General features: G+C 40.2%; 10 protein-coding genes. 8 read left to right on the top strand and 2 right to left on the bottom strand.

What is annotated here, in order from left to right:
• Nucleotide 1: 1 nt before the first annotated feature.
• The gene (leuB, locus tag M1F25_RS15165) at nucleotides 2-1,090 is read right to left on the bottom strand and encodes a 3-isopropylmalate dehydrogenase (protein WP_181488268.1); all 1,089 of its coding nucleotides are present in this window, start codon (nucleotides 1,088-1,090) and stop codon (nucleotides 2-4) included.
• Nucleotides 1,091-1,092: 2 nt separating this feature from the next.
• Entirely contained in the window at nucleotides 1,093-2,670 is a 1,578-nt protein-coding gene (gene leuA, locus M1F25_RS15160; protein WP_004262054.1) for a 2-isopropylmalate synthase, read from the bottom strand.
• Between the two features lie 892 nt (nucleotides 2,671-3,562).
• Between leuA and leuO the strand changes: the two genes are divergently transcribed.
• From leuO to ftsL, 8 genes are all read left to right on the top strand, one after another.
• Complete coding sequence (gene leuO / locus M1F25_RS15155) at nucleotides 3,563-4,531, top strand: transcriptional regulator LeuO (protein WP_140171045.1); 969 nt, start codon at nucleotides 3,563-3,565, stop codon at nucleotides 4,529-4,531.
• A gap of 373 nt (nucleotides 4,532-4,904) precedes the next feature.
• Entirely contained in the window at nucleotides 4,905-6,716 is a 1,812-nt protein-coding gene (locus M1F25_RS15150; RefSeq protein WP_181488266.1) for an AMP-dependent synthetase/ligase, read from the top strand.
• Nucleotides 6,717-7,087: 371 nt separating this feature from the next.
• A complete protein-coding gene (ilvI, locus tag M1F25_RS15145) occupies nucleotides 7,088-8,815 on the top strand; it encodes an acetolactate synthase 3 large subunit (RefSeq protein WP_036958468.1) in 1,728 nt (575 codons plus the stop codon).
• A 2-nt stretch (nucleotides 8,816-8,817) separates the two neighbouring features.
• Complete coding sequence (gene ilvN / locus M1F25_RS15140; RefSeq protein WP_004262045.1) at nucleotides 8,818-9,309, top strand: acetolactate synthase small subunit; 492 nt, start codon at nucleotides 8,818-8,820, stop codon at nucleotides 9,307-9,309.
• Nucleotides 9,310-9,393: 84 nt separating this feature from the next.
• Nucleotides 9,394-10,404, top strand: coding sequence for a catabolite repressor/activator (cra, locus tag M1F25_RS15135; RefSeq protein ID WP_094961381.1), 1,011 nt, complete (start codon nucleotides 9,394-9,396; stop codon nucleotides 10,402-10,404).
• A gap of 698 nt (nucleotides 10,405-11,102) precedes the next feature.
• On the top strand, nucleotides 11,103-11,561 hold the full coding sequence (gene mraZ / locus M1F25_RS15130) for a division/cell wall cluster transcriptional repressor MraZ (RefSeq protein ID WP_004262043.1): 459 nt from the start codon (nucleotides 11,103-11,105) through the stop codon (nucleotides 11,559-11,561).
• Nucleotides 11,562-11,563: 2 nt separating this feature from the next.
• Nucleotides 11,564-12,517, top strand: coding sequence for a 16S rRNA (cytosine(1402)-N(4))-methyltransferase RsmH (rsmH, locus tag M1F25_RS15125; protein WP_004262042.1), 954 nt, complete (start codon nucleotides 11,564-11,566; stop codon nucleotides 12,515-12,517).
• Complete coding sequence (gene ftsL / locus M1F25_RS15120) at nucleotides 12,517-12,837, top strand: cell division protein FtsL (RefSeq protein WP_004262041.1); 321 nt, start codon at nucleotides 12,517-12,519, stop codon at nucleotides 12,835-12,837. The genes rsmH and ftsL overlap by 1 nt, the downstream gene beginning before the upstream one ends.

The following is a 12,837-nucleotide window of genomic DNA, read 5'->3' as shown; positions in this document are numbered from 1 at the left end:
GTTAAACCCCTTCTGCAATATAACGAGCAATAATATCGCCCATTTCACTGGTACTTATTGACTGACCTGCACCTGCTAAGTCTGATGTTCTATAACCTTCTTCTAAGGCTTTATTGACCGCACGTTCGATTGCATCTGCTGCATCGGCTTGGTCTAAGCTAAATCTTAACAACATGGAGGCAGATAAAATTTGTGCAATTGGGTTGGCAATATTTTTTCCAGCAATATCTGGTGCAGAGCCTCCCGCAGGTTCATACAAACCAAATCCAGCTTCATTTAAGCTCGCAGAAGGTAACATGCCCATGGAACCGGTGATCATTGCACATTCATCAGAAATGATATCGCCGAACAAGTTAGAACATAACACCACATCAAACTGAGATGGGGCTTTGATCATTTGCATGGCTGCGTTATCGATATACATATGGCTGACTTCAACATCTGGATACTCTTTTGCAATTTGATTAACCACTTCACGCCATAAGACCGAGCTTTGTAACACGTTTGCTTTGTCGATTGATGTGACTTTGTTATTACGTTTGCGGGCTGATTCAAAAGCAATACGTGCGATACGCTCGATTTCATAGCGGTGATAAACTTCAGTATCAAATGCGTATTCTTCTTGGCCTTCACCTTTGCGGCCTTTTGGTTGACCGAAGTAAATCCCACCTGTTAATTCACGCACACAAAGAATATCAAAGCCTTGAGCTGCGATGTCTGCACGTAATGGGCAGAATGCTTCTAATGCTTGATATAAGCGAGCAGGGCGTAAATTACTGAATAATTTAAAATGCTTACGTAAAGGCAATAATGCACCACGTTCAGGCTGGCTATCAGGTGGCAAGTGTTCCCATTTCGGCCCACCGACAGAACCAAATAAGACAGCGTCAGCTTCCTCACAACCTTTTACTGTGGCCTGTGGTAATGGCTCACCGTGCTTGTCGATTGCCGCACCGCCAACATCATATTCAGTGGTGTTGATTGTTATTGCAAAACGTTTGCTGATAGCAGCTAAAACTTTGTGAGCTTGCGCCATCACTTCTGGACCGATGCCATCTCCCGGTAATACGGCAATTTTATAACTAGACATTGTTAAACAGCTTCCTTTGTGTTTGATTGTGATTCTTGATTTATTTTTTGTTTTTCTTTTTCAACTTGCTCTGAGCGCCAAATGCTATTCAACACATGCACCATGGCTTTTGCTGAAGATTCAACGATATCTGTCGCTAACCCCATCCCGTGGAACTTACGGTTATGGCATTCAACCACGATATCCACTTGGCCTAATGCATTTTCACCGTGGCCTTTAGCTGACAACTGATAAGAGACTAACTTCATAGGGAATTGTGTAATGTTGCTGATAGCTTGGTAAATCGCATCAACGGGGCCATTACCGGTTGCAGCTTCAGATTTCACTTCATCACCACACTGCATTTTGACTGTTGCTGTCGCAACAATACTAGAGCCTGATTGCGTACTGAAATAGTCCATTACGAAGTGGTCAGTTTCATCTTGTTGTTTAGTAAAGAAAGCCAAGGCTTCTAAGTCATAGTCAAACACTTGACCTTTTTTATCGGCTAAATTCAAAAATGCAGTATATAATTCATCCAATTTGAAGTCTTTACCTTCGTGATACCCCATTTCCTCCATACGGTGCTTAACAGCGGCACGGCCTGAGCGTGAGGTTAAATTCAGTTGTTGTTCTTTTAAGCCAATGGACTCAGGCGTCATGATTTCATAGGTTTCGCGGTTTTTCAGTACGCCATCTTGGTGAATTCCTGATGAGTGAGCAAATGCGTTGCTGCCGACAACCGCTTTATTCGCTGGAATTGGTGTATTACATAATTGGCTAACTAATTGGCTGGTCCGGTAAATTTCTTTGTGATTAATATTGGTATGTACATTTAACATTTGCTCGCGCAATTTAATTGCCATAATCACTTCTTCTAATGCCGTGTTGCCAGCGCGTTCACCTAAGCCATTAATTGTCCCTTCTACTTGGCGGGCACCGGCTTGCACGGCACTGATTGAGTTAGCAACCGACATCCCTAAATCATCATGGCAATGAACAGAAATAACGGCTTTATCGATATTTGGCACACGGTTATACAAATCAGTGATAATTCCACCAAATTGGTAAGGCGTTGTATAACCTACAGTATCTGGGATATTAATGGTGGTGGCTCCCGCATTTATAGCCGTTTCTACAATGCGGCACAAATTGTCAGGGTCAGTACGGCCGGCGTCTTCACAGGAGAATTCAACGTCGTCGGTATAGCGTCTAGCGCGCTTGATGGAATTGATTGCCATATCCATTACGCCATCAAAGGATTTATTTAATTTTTTCTCCATATGCAAGTTGGAGGTGGCTAAGAAAATATGAATACGAAAGGCTTCAGCGACCTTTAATGACTCGGCTGCAACATCAATATCATTTTCAATACAACGTGCTAATGCACAAATTCGGCTATTTTTGATTTCTCTGGCAATGGTTTGAACGGACTCGAAGTCACCTGGTGAAGAGACTGGGAAACCGGCTTCAATGATATCAACGCCTAAACGTTCTAACGCAAAGGCGATTTGTAATTTTTCTTTGACTGATAAACTAGCCTGTAATGCCTGCTCACCGTCGCGTAAGGTGGTATCAAAGATAATGACTTGGTTGCTCATATTGTGTTCCTCATATCGAATTTTGTTTTTACTGAGTGTTATGTTCTTCCAAAGCCGCAGGCATAAAAAAACCCGCGGTTGCGCGGGTTCTTAATGTTTGTGGACAGTTTGTTTCTATTTTTCGTCCATAAGCATACCGCGCAAATTTAATGCGAGTAGTAGTAGGCTTAGTAGGCGAATAGAAAATGTCATTGCAACCGTCTCTCTTGAGTATCTTAATTAAACTGTATTTATTGATACGTTATCTTAAAGTTAATGTCAATCATAGATTTTTAGCATATTTTTACCAATCATGAATTATGGCTTTTAGTTGGTGGTTGTTGCTATTTTTTTGGTGTAACTCTTCTGTTTTGTCTGGATTTTTATGTAATTATAAGGGTAAAATTCTTCAATCAGGCATTGCCTAAGTATTGAGTGAGTTTAATATGTTGAATTTTATGATGTTTTTCTGTTTTCCTATGAGTTGAAGTTCAACGCAAGGAACGAATCACCTACACCAATGCTTTTTAATTAAGTTAATTATCTAATAAATGAGTATTTAAAAAATAATCTGATAATGAGGATATTTATTGATTCTAAATACGATTTATTATGATTTCTTGCAAAAATTGCTTTATTATTTTTACGGTGAGTGATTGCAAGTCTAATTAGTAGTTATCACTCATTATTTTGATGAATATTTACGTTTTATGATGATATTTATACTGCAAGTTTAATTAATAGGTTAAGTAATATAAACGTCGTTTTAATAAATGCAGGGAAAGCGAAATAGCTTATTATCTATAAGTTGTTTTAAGAATAATATTTAATGAATTTATATATTCGTCGGTTTCTTTAGATGAATGACTCTTTTCGTTAATGAAAAATGATAAATATATTAGTGGAGTAAAAAATGACTGATTTTGATACAATTTCAACAGCTAAAAAAGATAGTAGCGATATTCATTTACGTAATGTTGATCTTAACCTATTAACGGTTTTTGACGTGGTTATGCAGATGCAAAATGTGACAAAAGCTGCGCAAGTTCTAGGGATGTCTCAGCCTGCAGTAAGTAATGCGGTTTCACGTTTAAAATCAATGTTTAATGACGAGTTATTTGTGCGGTATGGGCGTGGTATTCAGCCGACATCGCGTGCTAAACAATTATTTGGGCCTATTAGGCAAGCATTACAATTAGTTCATAATGAATTACCTAGCGCAGGTTTTAACCCACAAAATAGTGATCGGGTATTTAATTTATCTATCTGTTCACCGTTAGATATTCGCCTAGCTGCTATTATTGTCGAAAAATTTAAGGTAGTTTCGCCTAATATTAATATAATCATTCATTCTTTTATGGGTGATAAAATTGCTCATCAATTAAAATACCAAGAAATGGATTTCTTCCTTGGCTATAATCAATTAGAAAAGACGGAATTTCAGCATCAGGTTTTATTTGATGACGAATTGGTGTTAGTGGTGGCAAATCATCATCCACGTATTGGTAATTCAATTTCTGAAACTGAACTAAATAATGAACGCCACGCTATTATGTCAATGGATAACATGGGGTCATTTAGTAAACCTTATTATAATAATACTGAGTTATCGCATACGGTTAGTTATCAAGGGACTGACTTAAATAGTGTATTGAGTATTGTTGCTCAAACTGATCTCGTGGCTATTGTGCCAAAATGGTTAGTTAATCATCACTTTGGGCAACTTAAATTACGTACGTTAACGTTACCTTGGCTTAAGGATACACTGCCTTGTTACTTAACTTGGCATGAATCAACGGTTAGGGATAAAGGCCATCAATGGATGAAGTCTCAATTCAATCAATTGATTGAGGAACTCTCTGAACAGCCTGTTGCGGCATAACACGCCTATTTAAAATATTAGAGGTTGTAGGCTATCTCGAACTGATGAGAAAGAAATAGCTCATTTTGTTAAGGGACAATAACAAATGAAATTGTCCCTTAAGGCCAACAACCTCTATATTTCTGCAAACGTGCTTATAACAAAATACACATGCCAACAAGCTGATTAACTCATTATATTAGGTGCTATGGTGAGTTTTGTAGCAGACATAACATTTGCAAAAAATTTACATATAAATGCTTTTCACGCATCTCTTTAGTCGATACACTGCGAATATTCAGCTAACACTTGTAAGCTGAAATAATAAGAATGGTTAAGTGCTTGTGAATGTGCCGAGTAGCTTATATCGATAATGACTTATAGGGAATAAACTTTGATTACTGAAAATCTATATCCATACCACTTGGTTAATCGCTTACGTAGCAGGGTTACTGCACAAGAATCAGCGAACCGGATAGCTTTCAGTCAATGGGATAACGGGCAACGTAGCTCATTAACGTGGGGGGAGGTTGGCGATCGCACTTCAGCAATTTCTCGACACCTCTTAGCATTAAACGTTATCGCACAAGAAAATATTGGGTTATTTGCCCACAACAGTATGAATTGGTCATTAGTGGATTTTGCCGCGTTACAAATTAGGGCGGTCACGGTGCCACTTTATGCGACTAGCAGTGTCGAGCAAGCTGCGTATATTATTAACGACGCAAATATTAAAGTGTTATTTGTTGGGGAAGAGGTGCAATATCAAGTTGCATGCCAGTTACCCGCTCTTTGCCCTCAATTAACCACGATTGTTGTGATGAATGACAATGTTAAGTTGGCTGATATTTCAATCAACACCATGCATTTATCCACGTTTATGGCGCAATCACAAACCGCATACCAAGCAGAACTGGATGAACGCATCGCTGCGCATAATCTCAGTGATTTATTTACCATCATCTATACATCAGGTACTACCGGAGAACCCAAAGGCGTTATGTTGGATTACTACAACATGGCTGCGCAGCTGTATCTCCATGACGAACGATTACAACTCACCGCTGATGATGTTTCTTTAAGTTTTTTACCACTTTCACATGTTTTTGAACGTGCGTGGAGCTTTTACGTTATGCACGTTGGAGCACTAAACGTTTATTTAACGGACACCAATCAGGTTCGGGAAGCATTAGCTGAGGTAAAACCGACAGTAATGTGTGCGGTTCCACGTTTTTATGAAAAAGTTTATTCAGCAATACACAGTAAAGTGGCAAAAGCACCTTTAGTACGTAGGGCACTATTTCGCTGTGCATTATCCCTTGGCAGAAGCCGAGTGAAAGCCTTAGCAAAAGGCCGCAAACCCTCTTTTATTAACCGCGCTATTTTCCCGATGGTCGACAAACTGGTCCTCAATAAAATTCGTGAAGGGTTAGGGGGGCGAATTCGGTTCATGCCAGCTGCAGGTGCCCGTCTTGATGACGATGTGATTGCATTTTTCCTTTCTGCAGGGGTAAACATTAAATACGGCTATGGTATGTCAGAAACCTGTGCCACGGTATCTTGCTGGGAAGAAGGGAAATACCCATTAGGCTCGATTGGTACACCACTATCTTCTGTTTCAGTACGTATTGGTAAAGACGATGAAATACAAGTAAAAGGGCCGGTGGTTATGAAAGGCTATTACAACCGCCCGATTGAAACCTTAGATACATTTACAGCGGATGGCTGGTTAAAAACAGGTGATGCAGGGAAAATTGACGAACAAGGTAATTTATATATTACAGATAGACTAAAAGATTTAATGAAAACGTCTAATGGAAAATATATTGCACCGCAGATGATTGAAGGCGTATTAGGGCAAGACAAGTTTATTGAACACATCGCAGTCATTGCCGATGCTCGTAAGTTTGTTTCAGCGCTTATTGTGCCTTGCTATGACAGCTTAGAAGAATATGCCCATTCAATAAACCTGAAATATCGAGATCGTTTAGAACTCTTAAAAGACTCGAATATTGTGGCATTATTCGAAAGTCGCTTAAAAGATTTACAAAAGAATATCGAAAATTTCCATCAAGTTAAGCGTTTTACATTGCTACCAACCACATTTTCAATGGAAAAAGGTGAATTAACGCCGACTTTAAAGCTACGTCGTAAAATCATTTCTGAGCGCTATCAATTAGAAATTGAATCGATGTACAAAGAATAATTTACCATTTAATTATCTGGCTTACCTGTATTATGGGTAAGTCAGGTCTTGTTTTTGTTCTGTTTTTATTTATTCATTCAAATAATAGCTCAATATTAAAAATTGTAACGGTTCCAACTAATTAAAGTTGCACTGTTTTTTCATTCATGCCAGTCATTTTTCCTTCTATTATTTTCATACGCAGTCAATTTATCTATCAAATTCCCATGTTCAAGATGATGTGAAAGTTTCGTGATCCTTGCACTGAAATGGTGTTTGCTTCGTTTCAGCCGGAGAGATATGTTAATAGTACGAATTTCACTATTTAAATGATAAAAATAAAGAGGTAGAGCATACCTCTTCACTTGCAAATAATGTCTGGGGGCAAACTCATGGAGATGTTGTCGGGAGCGGAAATGGTCGTCAAATCGTTGATTGACCAAGGAGTAAAGCACGTGTTTGGTTATCCAGGCGGTGCCGTATTGGATATTTATGATGCACTTCATACTGTTGGCGGGGTAGAACACATATTAGTGCGTCATGAACAGGCTGCGGTGCATATGGCTGATGGTTATGCTCGTTCAACAGGAGATGTTGGGGTCGTGTTAGTGACATCGGGGCCAGGGGCAACGAATGCGATTACGGGTATTGCGACAGCTTATATGGATTCAGTACCGATGGTGGTGTTATCGGGGCAGGTTGCCAGTTCGCTAATTGGTAATGATGCGTTTCAAGAATGCGACATGGTTGGGATTTCAAGGCCAATAGTAAAGCACAGTTTTTTAATTAAAAGCGCAGAAGAAATTCCTGAAACCATCAAGAAAGCTTTTTATATTGCGGCAAGTGGGCGTCCTGGGCCTGTAGTTATTGATTTCCCTAAAGACACCGTTAACCCTGCCTTGAAGTTTGCTTATCGTTATCCAGAAAATGTTTCTTTACGTTCTTATAACCCAACGCTGCAAGGCCACAAAGGTCAAATCAAAAAAGCGTTAACTAAATTAGTTTCGGCAAAAAAACCGGTTTTTTATATTGGCGGGGGAGCGATTAACGCGAATTGCTCTGCTGAACTTATTGAGTTGGCAGAAAAACTACAATTACCAGTAGTATCAACCTTAATGGGGTTAGGAGCTTTCCCAGAAACTCACAAGCAGTCTGTCGGGATGCTTGGAATGCATGGAACCTATGAAGCTAATAAGGTTATGCATAACTCAGATGTGATTTTTGCTGTTGGTGTTCGTTTTGATGATAGAACAACGAACAACTTAGAAAAATACTGCCCAAATGCGACTGTTATCCAAATTGATGTTGACCCAACGTCTATCTCAAAAACGGTTAATGCGGACATCCCAATCGTGGGTGATGCGAAACTTACATTAAAGCAAATGTTAGGTCAGTTAGACCAGGCTTCAGCAAAACAAGATAACCAAGCGCTCACTGCATGGTGGAAAGAAATTGAACAGTGGCGTAGTAAACAATGTTTACGTTACGAAACCAGCCCAACAAAAGTTAAGCCACAACAAGCTATTGAAATGATTTACCGTTTAACGAAAGGTGAAGCGTATGTGACATCTGACGTCGGGCAGCACCAAATGTTTGCCGCATTATATTATCCCTTTGATAAACCTCGTCATTGGATAAATTCTGGAGGTCTTGGCACGATGGGCTTTGGTTTACCTGCTGCATTAGGGGTGAAATTAGCGCATCCAAAATCGACAGTTGTTTGTGTGACCGGAGACGGCAGTATCCAAATGAACATTCAGGAGCTTTCAACAGCCCTGCAATATGGTTTACCGGTTTTAGTACTCAACTTAAACAATGGTTTCTTAGGCATGGTAAAACAGTGGCAAGATATGATTTATCAAGGCCGCCATTCGCAATCCTACATGCAATCATTGCCTGATTTCATCAAGTTAGCGCAAGCTTATGGCCACGTTGGTATTTCGATAACAACACCTGATGAGCTGGAAGAAAAACTAAAACAAGCCCTTGTTGAAGTAAATGAAAATCAGCGATTAGTCTTCGTTGACGTAAATATTGATGAAACTGAGCACGTTTATCCAATGCAGATCCGTGGCGGCGCAATGGATGAAATGTGGTTGAGCAAAACAGAGAGGACCTGATCATGCGTCGTATTTTATCCGTTTTATTAGAAAATGAATCAGGTGCTTTGTCCCGTGTCATAGGTCTGTTCTCTCAGCGTGGTTATAATATTGAAAGTTTGACCGTGGCGCCAACGGACGATCCAACATTGTCACGTATGACTATCCAAACTAAAGGGGATGCAAAAGTTCTTGAGCAAATTGAGAAACAATTGCATAAATTGGTTGATGTGCTGCGTGTCAGTGAGCTGACGGCGTCAGCACATATTGAACGTGAAATCATGTTAGTGAAGCTACAGGCCTCTGGATATGGGCGTGATGAAGTGAAGCGCTGTGCGGATATTTTCCGTGGACAAATTGTTGATGTAACCCCAACGCTTTATACCGTTCAGCTAGCGGGAACAAGCGAAAAACTGGATGCTTTTATCGAATCAGTGCGTGGTGTTGCTGAAATTGTTGAAGTTGTACGCTCAGGGATCGTCGGAGTTTCACGCGGTGATAAAATTATGCGATGAAAAATTTATCTTCCGAAGGTAGAATAATCGCGTTTAAGGCCCCGAATGATTCGGGGCTATTCCCAAAATTGTAAAGAGGTTAACGTGAAACTGGATGAGATAGCCCGTCTAGCGGGTGTTTCCCGCACAACGGCTAGTTATGTGATCAACGGCAAGGCCAAGCAGTATCGAGTCAGCGATAAAACTGTAGAAAAAGTGATGGCAGTCGTCAGAGAGCACAATTACCATCCAAATGCAGTTGCTGCGGGGCTACGAGCAGGGCGTACCCGTTCTATAGGGTTAGTGATCCCAGACTTGGAAAATACCAGCTATACCCGTATAGCAAATTACCTTGAAAGGCAGGCGCGTCAACGTGGTTATCAACTACTGATAGCATGCTCAGAAGACCAACCTGACAATGAAATTCGTTGTGTTGAGCACCTTTTGCAACGACAAGTTGACGCCATTATTGTTTCGACAGCTTTACCGCCGGAACACCCGTTTTATCAGCGTTGGGCGAACCGTTCTTTACCGATTATCGCACTTGATAGAGCCCTTGAAAAAGAGCATTTTATTAGTGTCGTTGGTGATGACCAAGAAGATGCTTTCATGATTTCAGCAGAACTACGCAAGTTTAATGCTGAATCCGTATTGTATTTGGGGGCGTTACCTGAGCTGTCTGTCAGCTATTTACGCGAGCAAGGTTTCCGTAAAGCATGGCATGAAGACCCGCGCAAGATTGATTATCTGTATGCAAATAGCTATGAACGCGATTCAGCAGCAGAGGTTTTTGCACATTGGCTTGATAGCGGTAACGAGATGCCTGACGCGTTATTTACAACATCATTTTCCTTACTACAAGGTGTATTAGATGTTGCGTTGAAACGTAGTGGTCGTTTACCTGAGCACATGGTCATTGCCACATTTGGTGATAATGAGTTATTAGATTTTCTCGAGTGCCCAGTGCTTTCCCTTGCACAACGCCATAGGGATATCGCTGAACGTATTTTAGAATTAGTACTTGCCAGCCTTGATGAAAAGCAAAAACCAGAACCTGGTATTACTCGTATTCGCCGTGATTTATGCCGTCGTGGAAGTTTAGGTCGTAAGCAGTAGTAAAATAGACTTAACTTTAATCGAACAGTGAATATTTACACGATAATGAGTGATGTTGGTCACAATAATGAGTAATATAACGGCCCCTATCTTGTAGGGGCTTTTTTTTTATAAGCTAAAAGTGGGTAAATATTTAACTTTAGGATTTATCTTAAGATATTTATTGCTGATTTTAAAATGAAAGCTAAATCGGATGATTAAATTAATATAAATTTATTGTAGATGTATTACTGATTTGTGCGATAAATATTTAAAATTAAATACTGTTTATTAAAACAGTTATTTATTATGTTGATATTTAATGGTTTTATTTTTCTTTCGGGGTGTTTTTACCATTATTAGATATTAATGATTATTTGGGGACTCAATAAAAGTAAATAACCGGTACAAGATATACTGATTAAAAATGAGACTTAAGTTGAATTTATAATGATTTGTATGATTTTGCAGCAATCTAGAGTGATCTCGCTTATTTAAGTTGCACTTTATAAAATATATTAATTATATCAACTTGTTATTTCGCATTTTCTTTCCAAGTCATATTTTACCTACCCTTATTTTTTCTGAATTGTTCTGTAAATAAAGCTAAAGCTGAGTGCGACTGGCTTGACAACGTTTTCATACCATTCGTAAACTTTATATGTGGTGAATTGTGGGGTAAAGTGGGTGGCTTGGAAATAAAAGGGGTTTAATCGGGTATGTTTCGTGGGGCAACACTGGTTAATCTCGACAGCAAAGGGCGTCTAACCGTGCCGACTCGTTATCGAGGAATGCTGAACGAGGAATCGAAAGGGCAAATGGTTTGTACCATTGACCTTCACCAGCCATGTCTGCTGCTTTATACCTTACCTGAGTGGGAGATTATCGAAGAAAAGCTTTCTCGGTTATCGACGATGAACCCTGCTGAACGACGCGTGCAACGGCTGTTATTGGGCCATGCAAGTGAATGCCAAATGGACAACGCGGGGCGTCTTTTGTTAGCCAGTACATTGCGTCAACACGCAGGGCTAACCAAAGAGGTCATGTTGGTTGGCCAGATTAATAAATTTGAACTTTGGGATGAACAAACTTGGTATCAGCAAGTGGAAGATGATATTGCCGCTGAGCGCCTTACCAATGAACCACTTTCAGCCCGCTTACAGGATTTGTCACTTTAATAATGACGCAACAGCAATTTAAACACGTAACAGTATTACTGGATGAAGCCGTTAATGGCTTAAACATTAAACCTAACGGTATCTACATTGATGGCACATTTGGTCGTGGTGGTCATTCAAGGTTGATATTAAGTCAGCTTGGCGAAAATGGTCGTTTAATCGCCATAGACCGTGACCCAGAGGCAATAAAAGCGGCTCAAACTATTGATGACCCTCGTTTTATGATTAAACATGGCCCATTTTCTGCGATTGCAGAGTATGTCGAAGAAGAAGGGTTAGTCGGGCAAATTGATGGCGTACTGCTGGATTTAGGCGTTTCTTCACCCCAGTTAGATGACCCTGAACGCGGTTTTTCCTTTATGCGTGACGGGCCGTTAGATATGAGGATGGACCCAACCAAAGGGCAATCTGCACAGCAATGGCTGATGGACGCAGAAGCGGATGACATAGCTTGGGTTTTAAAAACTTTTGGTGAAGAGCGTTTTGCTAAACGAATTGCGAGAGCGATTGTTGAGCGTAACCATAACCCGGAAGAAGAACCGTTAACACGCACACGGCATCTTGCTGAATTAATTGCAAAAGTTAGCCCAATGAAAGACCGACATAAGCACCCAGCGACGCGTAGCTTCCAAGCCATTCGAATTTATATCAACAGTGAATTGGAAGAAATAGAAAAAGCGTTAGAAGGCGCAATGAACGTTTTAGCACCACAAGGGCGTTTATCAGTTATCAGTTTCCATTCGTTGGAAGACAGGTTAGTAAAACGGTTTATTCGCAAAAATAGTAAAGGTCCATCGGTGCCAGCAGGTATTCCTCTTACTGAAGCGCAGATTAAAGAGTTAGGTGCAGCGCAGTTACGTGACCTAGGTAAGATGAAACCTTCGGAAAACGAAATTGATGAGAATCCACGCGCACGTAGTTCCGTGTTGCGGTTTGCTGAGAAGGCGGCGGAATAATGGTTCCAGAAAGGCATAGCCTAGCTCGCGTCATTGGGCGTGATTTATTTCGTTATGGCATCGTTCCTTTGATTTTATTAGTGGCAATTATTATCAGTGCTGTTTTTGTGGTAACAACGGCACATGAAACGCGTTTACTAACGGCCGCAAAAGATAAGTTGTATGAAGAAAAAGACTTGTTAGATATCGAATGGCGTAACTTGATCCTTGAAGAAAACGCCCTTGCGAGCCATAGCCGAATAGAACGTTTATCGGTTGAAAAATTACAGATGGTGCAAGTTGAACCATCACAAGAAAAAATTATTGTTTCTAAGCAATAA

The organism is Providencia sp. PROV109 (assembly GCF_033681625.1).
Taxonomy (GTDB): Bacteria; Pseudomonadota; Gammaproteobacteria; order Enterobacterales; family Enterobacteriaceae; genus Providencia; species Providencia hangzhouensis.
This window is presented reverse-complemented; position numbering and strand designations above follow the sequence as displayed.